This is a genomic window from Streptomyces sp. NPDC000345 (assembly GCF_042898825.1).
Lineage (GTDB): Bacteria > Actinomycetota > Actinomycetes > Streptomycetales > Streptomycetaceae > Streptomyces.
The window spans coordinates 37999-60036 of sequence record NZ_JBIAZE010000020.1; the positions used below are offsets into that span (position 1 = coordinate 37999).

Here is a 22038-nt window from a genome sequence, read left to right on the forward strand (position 1 = left end):
GGCGCGATAGGCTCGCCTCCAGAGAGAGGCGTTCACAGACAGCGTTCTCGAGACGGCGTCCTGGAGACGGCGGTCTCGAAACAGCAGGGAGCGGGTGCGCAGTGTCCGGTGGAGAGGTGGCCGGGATCCTGGTGGCCGTCTTCTGGGCGATCCTGGTCTCCTTCCTCGCCGTCGCGCTGGCGAGGCTGGCCCAGACGCTCAGGGCGACCACCAAGCTGGTCGCGGACGTGACCGACCAGGCCGTCCCGCTGCTGGCCGACGCCTCCGCGGCGGTGCGCTCCGCGCAGACCCAGATCGACCGGGTCGACGCCATCGCCTCCGACGTCCAGGAGGTCACGTCGAACGCCTCCGCGCTCTCGACGACCGTCGCCTCCACCTTCGGCGGCCCCCTGGTCAAGGTCGCCGCGTTCGGGTACGGCGTACGCCGGGCCCTCGGTGGCCGCAAGGACGACGTACCCGCCAGCAAGCCCCGGCGTACCGTGATCGTGGGCCGTACGGTCTCCCGGCGCGAGAAGCGGAACGCCCGTGGAAAGAGGGACTGAGAGCCAGCCATGTTCCGCCGTACGTTCTGGTTCACCACAGGCGTCGCCGCCGGTGTGTGGGCCACCACCAAGGTCAACCGCAAGCTGAGGCAGCTGACCCCCGAGAGCCTCGCCGCGACCGCGGCCAACAAGGCGCTCGAGACGGGAGCGCGCCTGAAGGACCGCGCGGTGGGCTTCGCGCTCGACGTCCGCGAGAACATGGCCCAGCGGGAGGCCGAGCTGGAGGACGCCCTCGGCATCCACGCCGACCCCGGGCTTCCCGCGCCCCGGCGGTTCGCCGCCCTCGAGAACAGCAGCAACCCGCAGGACCGCAGCAACCCGAAGTACATCGAGAACACGACGTACTCGTACAACCGGAATGAGGACCACTGATGGAGTCGGCCGAGATTCGCCGCCGCTGGCTGAGCTTCTTCGAGGAGCGCGGGCACACCGTCGTCCCTTCGGCGTCGCTCATCGCGGACGACCCGACTCTGCTCCTCGTCCCCGCCGGCATGGTGCCCTTCAAGCCCTACTTCCTGGGTGAGGTCAAGCCGCCCTTCCAGCGCGCCACCAGCGTGCAGAAGTGCGTGCGCACGCCCGACATCGAAGAGGTCGGCAAGACCACCCGCCACGGCACGTTCTTCCAGATGTGCGGCAACTTCTCCTTCGGCGACTACTTCAAGGAAGGCGCCATCAAGTACGCCTGGGAGCTGCTCACCACGCCCCAGGACAAGGGGGGTTACGGCCTGGAGCCGGAGCGCCTGTGGATCACCGTCTACAAGGACGACGACGAGGCCGAGCGCATCTGGCACGAGGTCGTCGGTGTGCCGAAGGAGCGCATCCAGCGCCTCGGCATGAAGGACAACTACTGGTCCATGGGCGTCCCCGGCCCCTGCGGCCCCTGCTCCGAGATCAACTACGACCGCGGCCCCGAGTTCGGCGTCGAGGGCGGCCCCGCCGTCAACGACGAGCGGTACGTGGAGATCTGGAACCTCGTCTTCATGCAGTACGAGCGGGGCGAGGGCATCGGCAAGGACAACTTCGAGATCCTCGGCGAGCTCCCGAGCAAGAACATCGACACGGGCCTCGGCCTGGAGCGCCTCGCCATGATTCTGCAGGGCGTGCAGAACATGTACGAGATCGACACCTCCATGGCCGTCATCAGGAAGGCCACCGAGCTGACCGGCGTGGCCTACGGCGACGCCCACGACTCGGACGTCTCGCTGCGCGTGGTCACCGACCACATGCGCACCTCCGTGATGCTCATCGGCGACGGCGTCACCCCCGGCAACGAGGGCCGCGGTTACGTGCTGCGCCGCATCATGCGCCGCGCCATCCGCAACATGCGCCTGCTGGGCGCCACCGGCCCGGTCGTCAAGGACCTCATCGACACCGTCATCGGGATGATGGGGCAGCAGTACCCGGAGCTGGTCACCGACCGCGAGCGCATCGAGAACGTCGCCCTCGCCGAGGAGGCCCGCTTCCTCAAGACGCTCAACGCCGGTACGAACGTGCTGGACGGCGCCGTGAGCGAGACGAAGGCCGCCGGCTCCGCCGTCCTGCCCGGCGACAAGGCCTTCCTGCTCCACGACACGTGGGGCTTCCCGATCGACCTCACCCTGGAGATGGCCGCCGAGCAGGGCCTCTCCGTGGACGAGGAGGGCTTCCGCCGCCTGATGAAGGAGCAGCGGGAGCGCGCCAAGGCCGACGCCCAGGCCAAGAAGACCGGTCACGCCGGTGCCGGCGCCTACCGGGAGATCGCCGACAAGGCCGGCGAGACCGAGTTCATCGGCTACTCCGACACCGAGGGCGAGTCCACGGTCGTCGGCATCCTCGTCGACGGCGTCTCCTCCCCGGCCGCCACCGAGGGCGACGAGGTCGAGATCGTGCTCGACCGCACCCCGTTCTACGCCGAGGGCGGCGGTCAGATCGGCGACACCGGCCGGCTCAAGGTGGGCTCCGGTGCCGTCGTCGAGGTCCGCGACACCCAGAAGCCGGTCCCGGGCGTCTACGTCCACAAGGGTGTCGTCCAGGTCGGCGAGGTGACCGTCGGCGACCTCGTCCACGCCACGATCGACTCCCGTCGCCGCAAGGCCATCGCCCGCGCCCACTCGGCCACCCACCTCACCCACCAGGCCCTGCGCGACGCCCTCGGCCCCACGGCCGCCCAGGCGGGTTCGGAGAACCAGCCGGGCCGCTTCCGCTTCGACTTCGGCTCGCCGTCCGCCGTTCCCACGGCCGTGATGACCGACGTCGAGCAGAAGATCAACGAGGTGCTCGCCCGCGACCTCGACGTGCGCGCCGACGTCATGGGCATCGACGAGGCCAAGAAGCAGGGCGCCATCGCCGAGTTCGGCGAGAAGTACGGCGAGCGCGTCCGCGTGGTCACCATCGGCGACTTCTCCAAGGAGCTGTGCGGTGGCACGCACGTGCACAACACCGCCCAGCTGGGGCTGGTGAAGCTGCTCGGCGAGTCGTCGATCGGCTCGGGTGTGCGCCGTATCGAGGCCCTCGTCGGCGTCGACGCCTACAACTTCCTCGCCCGTGAGCACACGGTCGTCGCCCAGCTCCAGGAGCTGATCAAGGGCCGCCCGGAGGAGCTCCCGGAGAAGGTCTCCGCCATGCTCGGCAAGCTGAAGGACGCCGAGAAGGAGATCGAGAAGTTCCGCGCCGAGAAGGTGCTGCAGGCCGCCGCCGGTCTCGCCGAGTCCGCCGGGGACATCCGCGGCATCGCCGTGGTGACCGGGCAGGTTCCGGACGGTACGACCCCCGACGACCTGCGCAAGCTGGTCCTCGACGTGCGCGGCCGCATCCAGGGCGGCCGGGCCGCCGTGGTCGCCCTGTTCACGGTCAACAACGGCAAGCCGCTGACGGTGATCGCCACCAACGAGGCCGCCCGTGAGCGCGGTCTGAAGGCCGGCGACCTGGTGCGCACGGCGGCCAAGACCCTCGGCGGCGGCGGTGGCGGCAAGCCGGACGTCGCCCAGGGCGGTGGCCAGAACCCGGCCGCCGTGGGCGAGGCCGTCCAGGCCGTCGAGCGGCTCGTGGCGGAAACGGCCAAGTGAGTGGGCCGATGAGAAGGGGCCGTCGACTCGCGATCGACGTCGGGGACGCCCGGATCGGGGTCGCCTCGTGCGACCCCGACGGGATCCTCGCCACCCCGGTGGAGACGGTCCCCGGACGCGACCTCCCGGCAGCTCACCGCAGGCTGAAGCAGCTGGTCGAGGAGTACGAGCCGATCGAGGTCGTCGTCGGTCTCCCTCGCTCCCTCAAGGGGGGCGAGGGCCCGGCCGCGGTCAAGGTCCGCGGCTTCGCGCAGGAGCTCGCGAAGGGCATCGCGCCCGTGTCCGTACGCCTCGTGGACGAGCGGATGACGACCGTGACGGCCAGTCAGGGACTGCGTGCCTCGGGCGTGAAGTCCAAGAAGGGCCGGTCGGTGATCGACCAGGCGGCCGCTGTGATCATCCTTCAACAGGCCCTGGAATCCGAACGAGTGTCAGGTAAAGCACCGGGCGAGGGCGTCGAAGTGGTCATCTGATCGCGATACGGTAACGTTCCGCGTCGATGCGGCGGTGTTCGAACAGCCACCGCACAGAGAGAGGCGGAACGGTGACGGGCCCGGCGAAGGCCGCGTGATCGCCGCCTCGCGGCTCTAGGGGATCGATGACTGAGTATGGCCGGGGCCCAGGCTCCGAACCGTGGCATCCGGAGGACCCGTTGTACGGGGACGGCGGATGGGACGGGCAGCAGGCTCACATGGGCCAACAGCCTGCCTACGGCGGCCAGCCGCAGCACCACCACTACCCGCAGCAGCCGCAGCAGCCGGGATACGGCGACTGGGCCGACGGACAGGCGCAGCAGTACGACCAGCAGCACCAGTACGGTCAGCAGCAGTATCCGCAGCAGCCCTACGACCAGCAGCAGTACCCGCAGCAGTACGCCGCCCAGGGGCAGCAGCCCTCTCACGAGGGGTACCAGGAGGGCGGCTGGGACGGCACCGGCACCCACGCCCATGTCCCGTACGCCGCCGACCCCGGTGATCCGTACGGCCAGCAGGCCGCCGCGTACGGCGCCGAGCAGCCCGACCTGTACGGCACCCCCGACGCGTATCCGCCCCCCGAACCGCCGGCCCGGCGGCGGGCCGAGCCGGAGGCCGAGGAGAAGACCGACTGGGACCCCGGGCCCGACCAGGGCGAGCACGCCTTCTTCGCGGGCGGCGGTGACGACGACGAGCCGGACGGCGCGGGACGGCGGGGCCGCGGCGGCAAGGGCGCCAAGACGGCCAAGGGCAAGAAGAAGAGCCGCAACGGTTGCGCCTGCCTGGTCGTCGTACTGGTGTTCGCCGGCGGTATCGGCGGCGTCGGCTATTTCGGCTACGACTTCTACAAGAATCGTTACGGCGCGGCCCCGGACTACTCGGGCAACGGCACGAGCCAGGCGGTGAGCGTCCAGATTCCCGAGGGCGCGGGCGGTGCGGCCATCGGCCGGCTGCTGAAGGACGCCGGTGTGGTCAAGAGCGTCGACGCCTTCGTCTCCGCGGCCACGAACAACCCCGACGGGGACAAGATCCAGGCCGGCGCGTACATCCTGAAGAAGGAGATGTCCGCGAAAGCCGCCGTCGAGATGATGCTCGACGGGGACAGCCAGGCCAATGTGATGGTCACCCCCGGCCAGCGCAACGTGCGGGTGTACGAGGTCATCGACCAGAAACTCGGCCTTTCCCCCGGAGCCACCGAGAAGGTCGCCGAGAAGGAGTACAAGACCCTCGGACTGCCCAGCTGGGCGAACAACAACAGCGACATCAAGGACCCGCTGGAGGGCTTCCTCTTCCCGGGCACCTATCCCGCGGCCAGGGGCATGAAGCCCGAGACGGTCCTGAAGGGGATGGTCTCCAAGGCCGCGAAGACCTACGCCTCGTACGACCTGGAGGCCAAGGCCAAGGCGTTCAAGCTGGACGACCCGCTGCAGGTCGTCACCGTGGCGAGCCTCGTCCAGGCCGAGGGCAAGACGATCGACGACTACCGCAAGATGGCCGAGGTGATCTACAACCGCCTCGACCGCGCGAACCCCGAGACCTACGGTTTCCTGCAGTTCGACTCGACCTTCAACTACCTGAGGGGCGAGAGCAACATCGAGATCAGCGAGTCCGAGATCAACAGCAACAAGGACCCGTACAACACCTACACCAACAAGGGCCTGCCGCCCGGTCCGATCGGAAACCCGGGCGAGGTCGCGCTCAAGGCGACGCTGAACCCGACCGACGACGGCTGGTACTACTTCGTGGCGACCGACGGTGTGAGCAAGACCGAATTCGCCAAGACGCACGAAGAATTCCAGAGGCTCAAGGACAAGTTCAATGAGAGCACGGGCAACTGACGCCCGCCGGGCCGCCGTGCTCGGCAGCCCCATCGCCCACTCCCTCTCCCCGGTGCTGCACCGGGCCGCGTACGAGGCGCTGGGGCTCAGCGGCTGGACGTACGACCGCTTCGAGGTCGACGAGGAGGCACTGCCCGGCTTCGTCGAGGGGCTCGGCCCGGAATGGGCCGGACTGTCGCTGACCATGCCGCTCAAGCGCGCGGTCATCCCGCTGCTCGACGAGATCAGCGAGACGGCGGCCTCCGTGGACGCGGTCAACACCCTGGTCTTCGCCGAGGACGGCCGCCGGGTCGGCGACAACACCGACATCCCCGGCATGGTCGCCGCGCTGCGCGAGCACGGCGTCGAACAGGTCGACTCGGCCGCGATCCTCGGCGCCGGCGCCACCGCGTCCTCCGCGCTCGCCGCCCTGTCCAGGGTCTGCACCGGCGAGATCGCGGCCTACGTCCGCAGTGAGGCCCGCGCCGCCGAGATGCGGCAGTGGGGCGAGCGCCTCGATGTCGAGGTCCGGATCGCCGACTGGACCGAGGCGGCCGACGCCCTGCGCTTCCCGCTGGTCGTCGCGACCACCCCGGCCGGCGCGACGGACGCCCTGGCCGCATCGGTGCCGGAACGGCCCGCCACCCTCTTCGACGTGCTCTACGAACCCTGGCCGACCGAGCTGGCCGCCCGCTGGTCCATGTTCGGCGGCGCCGTCGTCAGCGGGCTCGACCTGCTCGTCCACCAGGCCGTCCTGCAGGTGGAGCAGATGACCGGCCTGGCCCCGGCCCCGCTGCAGGCCATGCGCAAGGCGGGCGAACACGCGCTCGCCTCCCGGACGGACCCACGGCACCGGACCGATAACGCGCGGTGAGCCGCTTCCCTGCGTCCGTCTAATGGACCGGACCGCCGGTCAGGCCTCTGGACGTGGGAGGATCGAGGTGGCTGGCCGGAGCCGCGCACCCGGTCACGCCGACGACGTACGCGAGGACGCGCGTAGGGCAGTACCAGGGCGCGAGCACTGAGGAGCATCGTTGAGCAGGCTGCGTTGGCTGACCGCCGGGGAGTCCCACGGTCCCGCACTTGTCGCGACGCTGGAGGGCCTTCCCGCCGGCGTGCCGATCACCACGGAGATGGTGGCCGACCATCTCGCGCGGCGGCGGCTCGGCTATGGACGCGGCGCGCGGATGAAGTTCGAGCGCGACGAGGTCACCTTCCTCGGCGGCGTCCGGCACGGACTCACGCTCGGCTCCCCGGTGGCCGTCATGGTGGGCAACACCGAGTGGCCCAAGTGGGAGCAGGTCATGGCGGCCGACCCGGTCGACCCGGAGATCCTCGCCGGCCTCGCCCGCAACGCCCCGCTGACCCGGCCCCGGCCCGGCCACGCCGACCTGGCAGGCATGCAGAAGTACGGCTTCGACGAGGCCCGGCCGATCCTGGAGCGCGCCTCCGCCCGGGAGACCGCCGCCCGGGTCGCCCTCGGCGCGGTCGCCCGGTCGTACCTGAAGGAGACGGCCGGCATCGAGATCGTCTCGCACGTCGTCGAGCTGGCCGCAGCCAAGGCGCCCTACGGCGTCTACCCGACCCCCGCCGACGTCGAGAAGCTGGACTCCGACCCGGTGCGCTGCCTGGACGCGGACGCCTCGAAGGCGATGGTCGCGGAGATCGACCAGGCCCACAAGGACGGCGACACCCTCGGCGGAGTCGTCGAGGTGCTGGCCTACGACGTCCCCGTCGGCCTCGGCTCTCACGTGCACTGGGACCGCCGGCTGGACGCCCGGCTCGCCGCCGCCCTCATGGGCATCCAGGCGATCAAGGGCGTCGAGGTCGGCGACGGCTTCGGGCTCGCGCGCGTGCCGGGTTCCAAGGCGCACGACGAGATCGTCACCACGCCCGACGGCATCAGGCGCTCCACCGGCCGTTCCGGCGGCACCGAGGGCGGTCTGACCACCGGTGAACTGCTGCGCGTACGCGCCGCGATGAAGCCGATCGCGACCGTGCCGAGGGCTCTGCAGACCGTGGACGTCACCACGGGCGAGGCCGCCCAGGCGCACCACCAGCGCTCCGACGTCTGCGCGGTGCCGGCGGCCGGCATCGTCGCCGAGGCGATGGTCGCGCTGGTCCTGGCCGACGCGGTCGCCGAGAAGTTCGGCGGCGACAGCGTCACCGAGACCCGCCGCAACGTCCGGTCGTACCTCGACAACCTCCACATCCGATGAGCGGGCCCCTGGTCGTCCTGGTCGGTCCGATGGGCGTCGGCAAGTCCACCGTCGGACAGCTGCTGGCCGGGCGGCTCGGCGTCGGCTACCGGGACACCGACGACGACATCGTCGCCGAGCAGGGCCGCAGCATCGCGGAGATCTTCGTCGACGAGGGCGAGGAGACCTTCCGCGCGATCGAGAAGCGGGCCGTGCACCGGGCGCTCGCCGAGCACGAGGGCGTCCTGGCGCTCGGCGGCGGCTCGATCCTGGACGCGGACAGCCGCGCCCTGCTGGCGGACCAGCGGGTGGTCTACCTGTCGATGGACGTCGACGAGGCCGTCAAACGCACCGGCCTCAACGCGGCCCGCCCGCTGCTCGCGGTCAACCCCCGCAAGCAGTGGCGCGAGCTGATGGAAGCCCGCCGCAGCCTGTACGAGGCGGTCGCCACCGCCGTGGTGACGACGGACGGCCGCACGCCCGAAGAGGTCACCCAAGCCGCCCTGGACGCCCTGGAGTTGAAGGAAGCATGAGCAGTGAGTCTGTGACCCGGATCCGGGTCGGCGGCAGCGCGGGCTCCGACCCGTACGAGGTCCTGGTCGGCCGTCAGCTCCTCGGCGAACTCGCCGGGCTGATCGGCACCAGGGCCAAGCGCGTCGCCGTGATCCACCCCGAGGCCCTCGCCGAGACCGGCGAAGCCCTGCGCGCCGACCTCGCCGAGCAGGGCTTCGACGCCGTCGCCATCCAGGTGCCCAACGCGGAGGAGGCCAAGACCGCCGAGGTCGCCGCGTACTGCTGGAAGGCGCTCGGCCAGTCCGGGTTCACCCGCACCGACGTCGTGGTGGGCGTCGGCGGCGGCGCGACCACCGACCTGGCCGGGTTCGTCGCCGCGACCTGGCTGCGCGGGGTGCGCTGGATCGCCGTACCGACGACCGTGCTCGCCATGGTGGACGCGGCCGTGGGCGGCAAGACCGGCATCAACACCGCCGAGGGCAAGAACCTCGTCGGTGCCTTCCACCCCCCGGCCGGTGTCCTGTGCGACCTGGCGGCGCTGGACTCGCTCCCCGTCAACGACTACGTCTCGGGACTCGCGGAGATCATCAAGGCCGGCTTCATCGCCGACCCGGCGATCCTCGACCTCATCGAGTCCGACCCCGAGGCCGCCCGCACCCCGGCGGGCCCGCACACCGCCGAGCTGATCGAACGCTCCATCAAGGTCAAGGCGGACGTGGTCTCGTCGGACCTGAAGGAGTCGGGACTGCGGGAGATCCTCAACTACGGCCACACCCTCGCGCACGCCATCGAGAAGAACGAGCGCTACAAGTGGCGGCACGGCGCCGCCGTGTCCGTGGGCATGCACTTCGCCGCCGAACTGGGCCGCCTCGCGGGCCGGTTGGACGACGCGACGGCCGACCGCCACCGCACGGTCCTCGCATCCGTCGGACTGCCGCTGCACTACCGTCACGACCAGTGGCCCAAGCTGCTGGAGACCATGAAGGTCGACAAGAAGTCGCGGGGCGACCTGCTGCGCTTCATCGTCCTGGACGGGCTGGCCAAGCCGACCGTCCTGGAGGGTCCCGACCCGGCGGTCCTGCTCGCCGCGTACGGCGAGGTGGGCCAGTAGGACCACGTGAAGGACCGGTAAGTCCACCGGGTTCCCTTCCGCCCGATTCGCTTTCCCCACCGGGCACTTAAGACCGCCCCCGGCCGTTCACCAAAGGACGGCCGGGGGCGGTAGCGTTCCGTCGGGATCACTTCCCGCGCCCTTTAGGCTGTCGGGAGGAAAGAAGGGGATCACACCCCGACCACCAGCGCCCATGGCCTGTACGAGACGGAGTGGCACCGGATGCAGCACGCAGTGGGTTCTCCGCTGCCGCCGCCCCACCAGCCGGGGCACGGTCCGGCCGCCGGCTGGTCGCCGGCCGCACAACACCCGGCCCCGCACCAGCCGGGCAGCACCCCCCAGCACCCGCCGGGCTATCTCGGCGCCCCCTCCGGGCCGGTCCCGCCCGCCCCGCAGCCCCCGGTCCCACCCGTGCCGCCGCCCCCGGCCCCGCAGCACGTCCCCGCCCCGCCGGGCACCGAGGTCACCGGTCACGTCCCGCTGCCGCCCGGCGGTCCCGTGGCCATGCCCAGCGCCCCGCCGGCCGCGACCGCCCCGGACCTCGCGAGCACCACCGTCGCCGTGCTGCTCATCGGTCCCGCGGGCGCCGGAAAGACCAGCGTCGCCAAGTTCTGGGCCGACCACCGCCGGGTGCCCACCGCCCACGTCAGCCTCGACGACGTGCGCGAATGGGTCCGCTCGGGCTTCGCCGACCCGCAGCGCGGCTGGAACGACCACTCCGAGGCCCAGTACCGCCTGGCCCGCCGCACCTGCGGCTTCGCCGCCCGCAACTTCCTGGCCAACGGCATCTCCTGCATCCTCGACGACGCGATCTTCCCCGACCGCCCGGTCGTCGGCCTCGGCGGCTGGAAGCGCCACGTGGGCCCCGGCCTCCTCCCGGTCGTCCTCCTCCCGGGCCTCGAAGTCGTCCTGGAACGCAACGCGGAACGCTCCGGCAACCGCCGTCTCACCGACGAGGAGGTCGCGCGCATCCACGGCCGCATGGCCGGCTGGTACGGCTCGGGTCTGCCGATCATCGACAACTCCCAGATGGACGTCCCGACGACGGCGAGGGTCCTGGACGACGTCCTGGCGAGGGCGATCGCGAGCCCCCCGAAGTGGTGACCGACGCGACCGCGGGTTCCTAGGGGCGCGGGGCTGTACCGATGTGCGGCTCCGCCGCGTGGGCGCGCCCGGCCCCACCGCCCCGCAGCGGGCGAACCACCCCACTCGGCCCCTCTCGACCGGCACAAACCGGCGCCCGCTCCTACGCTCGACTCATGTCAGAGGTGTACGGGACCCGCCGAGCACGCCTGAGGGACCGCTGTGGCTCCAGCGGCAGCGCGGCAGCGCTGATCTCCCGACCGGCCAACGTGAGGTACCTCGCGGGAGTGGCCCCGCAGGGCGCCGTCCTGCTCCTGGGCAGACACGAGGACCTCCTCGTCTGCGCGGGCCCCGACGACCGTCCCGCAGAGGGAGGCCGGCCGGACGAGAACCTCCGGCTGCACACCCTGCCCCATGCCGGGGGCGACCCGGCGGTCGCGGCGGCCGGGCTCCTCGCGGCCCAGGGCGGAGACTCCCTCGCGGTGGAGGAACACCACCTCACCGTGGCCCGTCACCGGGCCCTGCGCTCCGTGGCTCCCCGCCTGCGCCTCACCGACCTCGGTGGTGCGGTGGAGCAACTCCGTGTCGTCAAGGACGAGGAGGAGATCTCCTGTCTCCGCGTGGGCGCCGAGATCGCCGACCAGGCCCTCGGAGAGCTGCTGGAGTCCATCCTCGTCGGCCGCACCGAGCGTCACCTCGCCCTCGAACTGGAACGGCGGCTCGTCGACCACGGCGCCGACGGCCCCGCCTTCCCCACCTCCGTGGCCACCGGCCCGAACTCCGGCCGCCGCGGGCACCGCCCCACCGACCGGCGGGTCGAGGAGGGCGACTTCCTCTCCGTCTGTCTCGGCGCGACCTACCGCGGCTACCGCTGCGAGATCGGCCGCACCTTCGTCATCGGTACGTCCCCCGCGGACTGGCAGATCGAGCTGTACGACCTCGTCTTCGCCGCCCAGCGCGCCGGACGCGAGTCCCTGGCACCCGGCGCCGCCTACCGTGACGTGGACCGTGCGGCACGCCAGATCCTGGACTCCGCCGGGTACGCGCAGGGCCTTCCGGCACTGACGGGGCACGGGGTCGGACTGGAAATCGACGAGGACCCGCAGTTGGCTCCCGCGGCCATGGGTAAACTGGACGCTTGCGTGCCGGTCACCGTCGAACCGGGGGTTCACCTCCCGGGCCGGGGCGGTGTCCGGATCGATGACACGCTCGTCGTGCGCCCCGAGGCGGACGGCGGACCCGAGCTACTCACCATCACGACCAAGGAGCTGCTCGCGCTGTAGGCGCTTGCCCCCGGGGTCGTCCACGTCAGTCCAGGAGATTCCGCAACCGTGGCTTCCACGAACGACCTCAAGAACGGCATGGTGCTCAAGCTCGATGGCGGCCAGCTGTGGTCCGTCGTCGAGTTCCAGCACGTCAAGCCCGGCAAGGGCCCGGCCTTCGTGCGCACCAAGCTCAAGAACGTGCTGTCCGGCAAGGTGGTCGACAAGACCTTCAACGCCGGCGTCAAGGTCGAGACGGCCACTGTCGACAAGCGCGACATGCAGTACTCGTACAAGGACGGCGAGTACTTCGTCTTCATGGACATGGAGACGTACGACCAGCTGCACATCGACCCGAAGGCCGTCGGCGACGCCGCGAACTTCCTGATCGAGGGCTTCACGGCCGTCGTCGCGCAGCACGAGGGCGAGGTGCTCTTCGTCGAGCTGCCGGCCGCCGTCGAGCTGACCGTCGCCGAGACCGAGCCCGGCCTGCAGGGCGACCGCTCCACGGGTGGCACCAAGCCCGCCACGCTGGAGACCGGCCACCAGATCCAGGTCCCGCTCTTCATCACCACCGGTGAGAAGATCAAGGTCGACACCCGTACCAGCGACTACCTCGGCCGGGTGAACAGCTAACCGTGGCTGCCCGCAACACGGCCCGCAAGCGTGCCTTCCAGATCCTCTTCGAGGGCGACCAGCGCGGAGCCGACGTCCTGACGGTCCTCGCGGACTGGGTGCGGCTCTCCCGGGCCGACACCCGGCAGCCGCCGGTGAGCGAGTACACGATGCAGCTGGTCGAGGGCTACGCCGGGCATGCGCGGCGCATCGACGAGCTGATCTCCCAGTACTCCGTCGGCTGGACGCTCGACCGGATGCCGGTCGTCGACCGCAACATCCTGCGGCTCGGCGCCTACGAGCTGATCTGGGTCGACGAGACCCCGGACGCCGTCGTCATCGACGAGATGGTGCAGCTGGCGAAGGAGTTCTCCACGGACGACTCCCCGTCGTTCGTCAACGGGCTGCTCGCCCGGCTGAAGGACCTCAAGCCGTCCCTGCGCCGCGACTAGCCGTCGGGAGAGCCGAAGGACTGCGGGCCGTACGTCGCCTGCGGGCCGTCTGCGGCTCGTCGCGCAGTTCCCCGCGCCCCTGAAGGGGCGCGCAGCCCGCCGGAGGGCCCACAGCGCACGCTGTGGGCCCTCCGGCGTCGGCGGACAAAAAGCCGGGGCGGCCGGAACCACATGGTTCCGGCCACCCCGACGGTACGTTTCTGCTGTGCCGCCGAGCGGCTCAGCTCTCCTCGTGGGAGACGGCGCGGCGCGCGTCGGCGTCCAGGACGCCCCAGCTGATCAGCTGCTCGGTGAGGACCGAGGGCGACTGGTCGTAGATGACGGCGAGCGTGCGCAGGTCGTCCTGGCGGATCGAGAGCACCTTGCCGTTGTAGTCGCCGCGCTGGGACTGGATCGTCGCCGCGTAGCGCTGCAGGGGGCCCGCCTTCTCGACCGGCACGTGGGCCAGCCGCTCCAGGTCCAGGACCAGCTTCGGCGGCGGCTCGGCGGCCCCGCCCGGGGTGGTGCCGGGCAGCAGCTCCTGCACGGGTACGCCGTAGAAGTCCGCCAGCTCGGCAAGGCGCTGCACGGTCACGGCGCGATCGCCGCGCTCGTACGAACCGACCACGACCGCCTTCCAGCGTCCCTGGGACTTCTCCTCGACACCGTGGAGGGAAAGGCCCTGCTGGGTGCGGATCGCCCGGAGCTTGGCCCCGAGCTGTTTGGCGTATTCGCTGGACATATAGCTCCCCGGCACTGGGTCGACGCGACTGGCTTTGGTTCCAGGCCGCGCGGCTGGTAACTCATTGTGAGGTTACGCAGCGTGATTCTTCTGCGTCAAGCCGAATGGTCCACACCGACTCTTCCGTGCTATCGACGGCCGGCTACGCCAAGGGGGTGATCGGGGCCGTCCCCGGGGCTGCTACGGTGGATGGCGCAAACCCGACGTCCTTTAAGGTCCGTCCCGTGAGGCGGAGAAGGAGGTCCGTTCCGTATGGACACCCAAGCGTCCGATGCGCGGCCCGTTCTCGAAGGCCCCGACATCGCGCGGGTCCTGACCCGCATCGCCCACGAGATCGTCGAGCGCGCCAAGGGCGCCGACGACGTGGTGCTTCTCGGCATTCCGACCCGCGGCGTCTTCCTCGCCCAGCGGCTCGCCGCCAAGCTCGAGCAGATCACCGACCGCAAGATCCCGGTCGGCTCCCTCGACATCACCATGTACCGCGACGACCTGCGCATGCACCCACCGCGTGCGCTGGCCCGCACCGAGATCCCCGGTGACGGCCTCGACGGCAAGCTCGTCGTCCTCGTCGACGACGTGCTCTTCTCCGGCCGCACCATCCGCGCAGCCCTCGACGCCCTGAACGACATCGGGCGCCCCCGCGCGGTCCAGCTCGCGGTCCTCGTCGACCGCGGCCACCGCGAACTGCCCATCCGCGCCGACTACGTCGGCAAGAACCTCCCCACGTCGCTGCGGGAGACGGTCAAGGTCCAGCTCGCCGAGGAGGACGGTCGCGACACCGTGCTGCTCGGTGTGAAGCAGACCCAGTAGCAAGCGGCAGGCGTACGTCCCAGGCGTACGCGCGCTCAGCCTTGCCCGGAATCTCCCGAACTGAACTTCCTTACGGAGCCTGACAGATGCAGCGTCATCTCATCTCGGCCGCCGACCTCACCCGCGACGACGCCGTCCTGATCCTCGACACCGCCGAGGAGATGGCCCGGGTCGCCGACCGGCCCATCAAGAAACTGCCGACCCTGCGCGGCCGCACGATCGTCAACCTCTTCTTCGAGGACTCCACGCGCACGCGTATCTCCTTCGAGGCCGCGGAGAAGCGCCTCTCCGCGGACGTCATCAACTTCTCCGCCAAGGGCTCCAGCGTGTCCAAGGGCGAGTCGCTGAAGGACACCGCCCAGACACTGGAGGCCATGGGCGTCGACGCCGTGGTCATCCGGCACGGCGCCTCCGGAGCCCCCTACCGCCTCGCCAACTCCGGCTGGATCGACGCGGCCGTCGTCAACGCCGGCGACGGCACCCACCAGCACCCCACCCAGGCGCTGCTCGACGCCTTCACCATGCGCCGCCGCCTGGTCGGCCGGGACGCCGGCATCGGCCAGGACCTCTCCGGCAAGCGCATCACCATCGTCGGCGACGTCCTGCACAGCCGGGTCGCCCGCTCCAACGTCGACCTGCTGCACACCCTCGGCGCCGAGGTCACCCTGGTCGCCCCGCCCACCCTGGTGCCGGTCGGGGTCGGGCACTGGCCCTGCGAGGTGTCGTACGACCTCGACAGCACCCTGCCCAAGTCCGACGCGGTGATGATGCTGCGCGTCCAGCGCGAGCGGATGAACGCCGCGTTCTTCCCGACCGAGCGCGAGTACTCGCGGCGCTACGGCCTCGACGGCGACCGCATGGCGAAGATGCCGGAGCACGCCATCGTGATGCACCCCGGCCCGATGGTCCGCGGCATGGAGATCACCGCCGAGGTCGCCGACTCCGACCGCTGCACCGTCGTCGAGCAGGTCGCCAACGGCGTGTCCATCCGGATGGCCGTCCTCTATCTGCTCCTGGGCGGCAACGAACCCGCCGTCAGCCACGCCCGTACCACCGAGGAGAAGTAAGACGATGAGCAAGATCCTGATCCGTGGTGCGAAGGTGCTCGGCGGCGAGCCGCAGGACGTCCTGATCGACGGTGAGGTCGTCGCGGCCGTCGGGACCGGGCTGCCGGCCGAGGGCGCCGAGGTCGTCGAGGCCGCCGGCAAGGTGCTGCTGCCGGGTCTGGTGGACCTGCACACCCATCTGCGGGAGCCGGGCCGCGAGGACTCCGAGACCGTGCTGACGGGCACGCGCGCGGCGGCCTCCGGCGGCTACACGGCCGTGTTCGCCATGGCCAACACCTTCCCCGTCGCCGACACCGCCGGCGTGGTCGAGCAGGTCTGGCGACTGGGCCGCGAGCACGGCTACTGCGACGTACAGCCGATCGGCGCCGTCACGGTCGGCCTGGAGGGCAGGAAGCTCGCCGAGCTCGGTGCCATGCACGAGTCGGCGGCCGGGGTCACCGTCTTCTCCGACGACGGCAAGTGCGTCGACGACGCGGTGATCATGCGGCGCGCGCTGGAGTACGTGAAGGCCTTCGGCGGCGTCGTCGCCCAGCACGCCCAGGAGCCCCGCCTCACCGAGGGCGCCCAGATGAACGAGGGCGTCGTCTCCGCCGAGCTCGGGCTCGGCGGCTGGCCGGCGGTGGCCGAGGAATCGATCATCGCCCGGGACGTCCTGCTCGCCGAGCACGTCGGCTCCCGCGTCCACATCTGCCACCTGTCCACCGCCGGGTCCGTCGAGATCGTCCGCTGGGCCAAGTCCCGCGGCATCGACGTCACCGCCGAGGTCACCCCGCACCACCTGCTCCTCACCGACGAGCTGGTCCGGACGTACAACCCGGTCTACAAGGTGAACCCGCCGCTGCGCACCGAGCGTGACGTGCACGCCCTGCGCGAGGCGCTCGCCGACGGCACGATCGACATCGTCGCCACCGACCACGCCCCGCACCCGCACGAGGACAAGGACTGCGAGTGGGCCGCCGCCGCCATGGGCATGGTCGGCCTGGAGACCGCGCTGTCGGTGGTCCAGGAGACGATGGTCGAGACGGGCCTGCTGGACTGGGCCGGGGTCGCCGAGCGCATGTCCTTCAAGCCCGCGCTGATCGGGCGGGCGACGGGGCACGGGCGTCCCGTCTCGGCAGGTGAGCCCGCCAACCTCACGCTCGTCGACACGGCATACCGTGGGTCCGTGGACCCCGCGGGCTTCGCCTCGCGCAGCCGCAACACCCCGTACGAGGGGCGTGAGCTGCCGGGCCGTGTGACGCACACGTGGCTCCGGGGCAAGGCCACGCTCGTCGACGGGAAGCTCACGTGACATCTGCAGCACTACTGCTCGCGGCCGGGAAACAATCGGCCGAAGTGACCGACTGGGCCGCGCGGATCGGCTGGGTGGTCGGCCTCGGACTCTTCGTCGCGCTCGTCTACTGGCTGATGCGCGAGGGCTGGAAGTGGCGCGGCACGCTCCAGGGCGACCTCCCCGAGCTGCCCGCCGCGCCGGACGACCCCGGCCCGGCGAGACTGAGCATGAGCGGCCGCTACCACGGCTCCACCACCGCCGGGCAGTGGCTCGACCGCATCGTGGCGCGCGGCCTGGGCACCCGCAGCCGGGCCGAGCTCACCCTGACGGACGCGGGACTGGACGTCGTACGCCCCGGCGCGACCGACTTCTTCATCCCGGCCGGCGCCCTGCGTGAGGCCCTGCTCGGCAAGGGCATCGCCGGCAAGGTCCTCACCGAGGGCGGACTGCTCGTGGTGACCTGGGCGCACGGCGACAAGCTGATCGACTCCGGCTTCCGGTCCGACCGGGCGGCCGAGCACACCGAGTGGGTCGACGCCATCAACTCCATGATCAAGAACAACACGACGGAAGGCGCACGATGACGACCTCCACCAGGGGAATCGCTTTTGAGAAAAAGGTGCTTCCCGCCGTACTCGTCCTGGAGGACGGCCGGATCTTCCGCGGCCGTGCCTACGGGGCCGTGGGGGAGACCTTCGGCGAGGCGGTGTTCTCCACCGGCATGACCGGCTACCAGGAGACCCTGACCGACCCGTCGTACGACCGCCAGATCGTCGTCGCCACCGCCCCGCAGATCGGCAACACCGGCTGGAACGACGAGGACGACGAGTCGAGCCGCATCTGGGTCTCCGGCTACGTCGTGCGCGACCCCGCGCGCGTGCCGTCCAACTGGCGCGCCAAGCGCTCCCTGGACGACGAGCTGGTCCGGCAGAACATCGTCGGGATCTCCGGCATCGACACCCGGGCGCTCACCCGCCACCTGCGCGAGGGCGGCTCCATGCGCGCCGGCATCTTCTCCGGCGAGGCCATCGCCCCGGAGGCGGAGCTCCTCACGCGCGTGCAGGCCCAGCCGCACATGAAGGGCGCGAGCCTCTACGAGGAGGTCACCACCCAGGAGGCCTACGTCGTCCCCGCGGTCGGCGAGAAGAGGTTCACCGTCGCCGCCATCGACCTCGGCATCAAGGGCATGACCCCGCACCGCATGGCCGAGCGCGGCATCGAGGTGCACGTGCTCCCGGCGACCGCCACCGAGGAGGACGTCTACGCCGTCGAGCCCGACGGAGTCTTCTTCTCCAACGGCCCCGGCGACCCGGCCACCGCCGACGGCCCCGTCGCGCTGATGACCGCCGTCCTGGAGCGCAGGACGCCGCTGTTCGGCATCTGCTTCGGCAACCAGATCCTCGGCCGCGCCCTCGGCTTCGGCACCTACAAGCTGAAGTACGGCCACCGGGGCATCAACCAGCCGGTCCAGGACCGTACGACCGGCAAGGTCGAGGTCACCGCGCACAACCACGGCTTCGCCGTGGACGCGCCGCTCGACAAGGTGAGCGAGACGAAGTTCGGCCGGGCCGAGGTCTCCCACGTCTGCCTGAACGACGACGTCGTGGAGGGGCTGCAGCTGCTCGACCAGCCGGCCTTCTCCGTCCAGTACCACCCCGAAGCGGCAGCCGGCCCGCACGACGCCGCCTACCTGTTCGACCGCTTCGTTTCCCTGATGGAGGGCCAGCGTGCCTAAGCGCACCGATATCCAGTCCGTCCTGGTCATCGGCTCCGGCCCGATCGTCATCGGCCAGGCCGCCGAGTTCGACTACTCCGGCACCCAGGCGTGCCGCATCCTGCGCGCCGAGGGCCTCCGGGTCGTCCTGGTGAACTCCAACCCGGCGACGATCATGACCGACCCGGAGATCGCCGACGCCACCTACGTCGAGCCGATCACCCCCGAGTTCGTCGAGAAGATCATCGCCAAGGAGCGGCCGGACGCGCTGCTGCCCACCCTGGGCGGCCAGACGGCCCTCAACACGGCGATCTCGCTGCACGAGAACGGCGTCCTGGAGAAGTACGGCGTCGAGCTGATCGGCGCCAACGTGGAGGCCATCCACAAGGGCGAGGACCGCGACCAGTTCAAGGAGGTCGTGGAGGAGGTCCGCCGCAAGATCGGGCACGGCGAGTCCGCCCGCTCGGTGATCTGCCACACCATGGACGAGGTCCTCGCGGGCGTGGACACGCTCGGCGGCTACCCGGTCGTCGTCCGCCCGTCCTTCACCATGGGCGGCGCCGGTTCCGGCTTCGCCCACGACGAGGAGGAGCTGCGCCGCATCGCGGGCCAGGGCCTCACGCTCTCACCGACCACCGAGGTGCTCCTGGAGGAGTCCATCCTCGGCTGGAAGGAGTACGAGCTGGAGCTGATGCGCGACAAGCACGACAACGTCGTGGTCGTCTGCTCCATCGAGAACTTCGACCCCATGGGCGTCCACACCGGCGACTCGATCACCGTCGCGCCGGCGATGACCCTGACCGACCGCGAGTACCAGATCCTGCGTGACATCGGCATCGCGGTCATCCGCGAGGTCGGCGTGGACACCGGCGGCTGCAACATCCAGTTCGCGGTGAACCCCGAGGACGGTCGGGTGATCGTCATCGAGATGAACCCGCGCGTGTCGCGGTCCTCGGCGCTCGCCTCCAAGGCGACCGGTTTCCCGATCGCCAAGATCGCCGCCAAGCTCGCCGTCGGCTACACCCTCGACGAGATCCCGAACGACATCACACAGGAGACCCCGGCCTCCTTCGAGCCCACGCTCGACTACGTGGTCGTCAAGGCCCCGCGGTTCGCCTTCGAGAAGTTCCCGAGCGCCGACTCCACCCTCACGACCACCATGAAGTCGGTCGGCGAGGCCATGGCCATCGGCCGCAACTTCACCGAGGCGTTCCAGAAGGCGCTGCGCTCGCTGGAGAAGAAGGGCAGCCAGTTCACCTTCGTCGGCGACCCCGGCGACAAGGACGAGCTGCTGCGCGCGGCCGTGCGACCCACCGACGGCCGGATCAACACCGTCATGCAGGCCATCCGCGCGGGCGCCACGCCCGAGGAGGTCTTCGAGTTCACGAAGATCGACCCCTGGTTCGTCGACCAGCTCTTCCTCATCAAGGAGATCGCCGACGAGCTGGCCGCCGCCGACCGCCTGGACGCCGGTCTGCTCGCCGAGGCCAAGCGGCACGGCTTCTCCGACCAGCAGATCGGTGAGATCCGCGACCTGCGCGAGGACGTCGTGCGCGAGGTCCGGCACGCGCTGGGCGTCCGCCCGGTCTACAAGACGGTCGACACCTGCGCCGCCGAGTTCGCCGCGAAGACGCCGTACTTCTACTCCTCCTACGACGAGGAGAGCGAGGTAGCGCCGCGCGAGAAGCCCGCGGTGATCATCCTCGGCTCCGGCCCCAACCGCATCGGCCAGGGCATCGAGTTCGACTACTCCTGCGTCCACGCCTCCTTCGCGCTGTCCGACGCCGGGTACGAGACCGTGATGGTCAACTGCAACCCGGAGACCGTCTCCACCGACTACGACACCTCCGACCGTCTCTACTTCGAGCCCCTGACGCTCGAGGACGTGCTGGAGATCGTCCACGCGGAGGCGCAGGCCGGCCCGATCGCCGGTGTCGTCGTCCAGCTCGGCGGCCAGACCCCGCTGGGTCTCGCGCAGGCTCTGAAGGACAACGGCGTGCCGATCGTCGGCACCTCCCCCGAGGCCATCCACGCGGCCGAGGACCGGGGCGCCTTCGGGCGCGTGCTCGCCGAGGCCGGTCTGCCGGCCCCGAAGCACGGCACCGCCACCACCTTCGCCGAGGCCAAGGCCATCGCCGACGAGATCGGCTACCCGGTCCTGGTGCGGCCGTCGTACGTCCTCGGCGGCCGCGGCATGGAGATCGTCTACGACGAGACCCGGCTGTCGTCCTACATCGCCGAGTCGACCGAGATCAGCCCCACCCGGCCGGTCCTCGTGGACCGCTTCCTCGACGACGCCATCGAGATCGACGTCGACGCCCTCTACGACGGCCAGGAGCTGTACCTCGGCGGCGTCATGGAGCACATCGAGGAGGCCGGCATCCACTCCGGCGACTCGGCGTGCGCCCTGCCCCCGATCACCCTCGGCGGCTTCGACATCAAGCGCCTGCGGGCCTCCACCGAGGCGATCGCCAAGGGCGTCGGGGTGCGCGGGCTGATCAACATCCAGTTCGCGATGGCCGGCGACATCCTCTACGTCCTGGAGGCCAACCCGCGCGCGTCCCGTACGGTCCCCTTCACCTCCAAGGCGACCGCGGTGCCGCTGGCGAAGGCCGCCGCCCGGATCTCGCTGGGCGCGACCATCGCCGAGCTGCGCTCCGAGGGGCTGCTCCCGGCCACCGGCGACGGCGGTGAGCTGCCGCTTGACGCGCCGATCTCCGTCAAGGAGGCCGTGATGCCGTGGACCCGCTTCCGCGACACCTCCGGCCGCGGCGTCGACACCGTCCTCGGCCCGGAGATGCGCTCCACCGGCGAGGTCATGGGCATCGACTCCGTCTTCGGCACGGCGTACGCCAAGTCGCAGGCGGGCGCCTACGGCCCGCTGCCCACCAAGGGCCGCGCGTTCATCTCGGTCGCCAACCGCGACAAGCGCTCGATGATCTTCCCGGCACGCGAGCTGGTCGGCCACGGCTTCGAACTGCTGGCCACCTCCGGGACCGCCGAGGTCCTCAAGCGCAACGGCATCAACGCCACGGTCGTGCGCAAGCAGTCCGAGGGCACCGGCCCGAACGGCGAGAAGACCATCGTCCAGCTCATCCACGACGGCGAGGTCGACCTCATCGTCAACACCCCGTACGGCACCGGCGGCCGCCTCGACGGCTACGAGATCCGTACGGCGGCCGTGGCGCGGTCCGTGCCGTGCCTGACGACGGTCCAGGCGCTCGCCGCGGCCGTCCAGGGCATCGACGCCCTCAACCACGGTGACGTGGGTGTCCGTTCGCTCCAGGAACACGCGGAACACCTGACCGCGGCCCGCGACTAGCAGCCGACGAGGGGGACACCG

At 70.7% G+C, this 22038-nt stretch carries 20 protein-coding genes; 19 read left to right on the plus strand and 1 reads right to left on the minus strand.

Translation table 11 applies throughout. From position 1 onward, the window contains the following. Positions 1 to 101 precede the first annotated feature (101 nt). From ACFY30_RS34695 to nusB, 13 genes are all read left to right on the plus strand, one after another. Positions 102 to 542 carry a DUF948 domain-containing protein gene (locus ACFY30_RS34695; RefSeq protein WP_390660913.1) on the plus strand — a complete coding sequence of 147 codons (441 nt, stop codon included), beginning with the start codon at positions 102 to 104 and terminating at the stop codon, positions 540 to 542. A 9-nt stretch (positions 543 to 551) separates the two neighbouring features. Then, complete coding sequence (locus ACFY30_RS34700; RefSeq protein WP_390849119.1) at positions 552 to 914, plus strand: hypothetical protein; 363 nt, start codon at positions 552 to 554, stop codon at positions 912 to 914. Beyond that, complete coding sequence (alaS, locus tag ACFY30_RS34705; RefSeq protein ID WP_390849120.1) at positions 914 to 3586, plus strand: alanine--tRNA ligase; 2673 nt, start codon at positions 914 to 916, stop codon at positions 3584 to 3586. The genes ACFY30_RS34700 and alaS overlap by 1 nt, the downstream gene beginning before the upstream one ends. 8 nt (positions 3587 to 3594) lie before the next feature. Further along, complete coding sequence (gene ruvX / locus ACFY30_RS34710) at positions 3595 to 4059, plus strand: Holliday junction resolvase RuvX (RefSeq protein ID WP_390849121.1); 465 nt, start codon at positions 3595 to 3597, stop codon at positions 4057 to 4059. A 125-nt stretch (positions 4060 to 4184) separates the two neighbouring features. Further along, a complete protein-coding gene (mltG, locus tag ACFY30_RS34715; protein WP_390849122.1) occupies positions 4185 to 5897 on the plus strand; it encodes an endolytic transglycosylase MltG in 1713 nt (570 codons plus the stop codon). Then, positions 5878 to 6750 carry a shikimate dehydrogenase gene (locus tag ACFY30_RS34720; protein ID WP_390849123.1) on the plus strand — a complete coding sequence of 291 codons (873 nt, stop codon included), beginning with the start codon at positions 5878 to 5880 and terminating at the stop codon, positions 6748 to 6750. Before mltG ends, ACFY30_RS34720 begins: the two co-directional genes overlap by 20 nt. A 160-nt stretch (positions 6751 to 6910) precedes the next feature. Beyond that, the gene (gene aroC, locus ACFY30_RS34725; RefSeq protein ID WP_390849124.1) at positions 6911 to 8095 is read left to right on the plus strand and encodes a chorismate synthase; all 1185 of its coding nucleotides are present in this window, start codon (positions 6911 to 6913) and stop codon (positions 8093 to 8095) included. Beyond that, a complete protein-coding gene (locus tag ACFY30_RS34730; RefSeq protein WP_390849125.1) occupies positions 8092 to 8607 on the plus strand; it encodes a shikimate kinase in 516 nt (171 codons plus the stop codon). Before aroC ends, ACFY30_RS34730 begins: the two co-directional genes overlap by 4 nt. Further along, entirely contained in the window at positions 8604 to 9698 is a 1095-nt protein-coding gene (gene aroB, locus ACFY30_RS34735; protein WP_390849126.1) for a 3-dehydroquinate synthase, read from the plus strand. The genes ACFY30_RS34730 and aroB overlap by 4 nt, the downstream gene beginning before the upstream one ends. 222 nt (positions 9699 to 9920) lie before the next feature. Next, positions 9921 to 10802, plus strand: a complete 882-nt coding sequence (locus ACFY30_RS34740) for a Pro-rich N-terminal domain-containing protein (RefSeq protein ID WP_390849127.1) — start codon at positions 9921 to 9923, stop codon at positions 10800 to 10802. A gap of 155 nt (positions 10803 to 10957) precedes the next feature. Then, a complete protein-coding gene (locus ACFY30_RS34745; protein ID WP_390849128.1) occupies positions 10958 to 12064 on the plus strand; it encodes an aminopeptidase P family protein in 1107 nt (368 codons plus the stop codon). 48 nt (positions 12065 to 12112) lie between these two features. Further along, positions 12113 to 12679 (plus strand): elongation factor P, encoded by a 567-nt coding sequence (gene efp / locus ACFY30_RS34750; protein WP_390660924.1) that lies wholly within the window; start codon positions 12113 to 12115, stop codon positions 12677 to 12679. Between the two features lie 2 nt (positions 12680 to 12681). Next, entirely contained in the window at positions 12682 to 13110 is a 429-nt protein-coding gene (gene nusB / locus ACFY30_RS34755) for a transcription antitermination factor NusB (protein ID WP_390660925.1), read from the plus strand. Positions 13111 to 13330: 220 nt separating this feature from the next. Here nusB and bldD read toward each other — a convergent pair whose 3' ends face one another. Beyond that, positions 13331 to 13831: a transcriptional regulator BldD gene (gene bldD / locus ACFY30_RS34760; RefSeq protein WP_009313753.1), complete on the minus strand. Its 501-nt coding sequence runs from the start codon at positions 13829 to 13831 to the stop codon at positions 13331 to 13333. 252 nt (positions 13832 to 14083) lie between these two features. On the opposite strand from bldD, the gene pyrR reads away from it, so the two are divergent. From pyrR to carB, 6 genes are all read left to right on the plus strand, one after another. Further along, on the plus strand, positions 14084 to 14641 hold the full coding sequence (gene pyrR / locus ACFY30_RS34765; RefSeq protein WP_390662342.1) for a bifunctional pyr operon transcriptional regulator/uracil phosphoribosyltransferase PyrR: 558 nt from the start codon (positions 14084 to 14086) through the stop codon (positions 14639 to 14641). Between the two features lie 86 nt (positions 14642 to 14727). Continuing rightward, positions 14728 to 15708 carry an aspartate carbamoyltransferase catalytic subunit gene (locus ACFY30_RS34770; protein WP_390662343.1) on the plus strand — a complete coding sequence of 327 codons (981 nt, stop codon included), beginning with the start codon at positions 14728 to 14730 and terminating at the stop codon, positions 15706 to 15708. A 4-nt stretch (positions 15709 to 15712) separates the two neighbouring features. Beyond that, a complete protein-coding gene (locus ACFY30_RS34775) occupies positions 15713 to 16999 on the plus strand; it encodes a dihydroorotase (RefSeq protein ID WP_390849129.1) in 1287 nt (428 codons plus the stop codon). Beyond that, positions 16996 to 17565 (plus strand): hypothetical protein, encoded by a 570-nt coding sequence (locus ACFY30_RS34780; RefSeq protein ID WP_390849130.1) that lies wholly within the window; start codon positions 16996 to 16998, stop codon positions 17563 to 17565. Before ACFY30_RS34775 ends, ACFY30_RS34780 begins: the two co-directional genes overlap by 4 nt. Then, positions 17562 to 18716, plus strand: coding sequence for a glutamine-hydrolyzing carbamoyl-phosphate synthase small subunit (carA, locus tag ACFY30_RS34785; RefSeq protein ID WP_390849131.1), 1155 nt, complete (start codon positions 17562 to 17564; stop codon positions 18714 to 18716). Before ACFY30_RS34780 ends, carA begins: the two co-directional genes overlap by 4 nt. Further along, entirely contained in the window at positions 18709 to 22017 is a 3309-nt protein-coding gene (gene carB, locus ACFY30_RS34790; protein WP_390849132.1) for a carbamoyl-phosphate synthase large subunit, read from the plus strand. The genes carA and carB overlap by 8 nt, the downstream gene beginning before the upstream one ends. Positions 22018 to 22038: the final 21 nt, after the last annotated feature.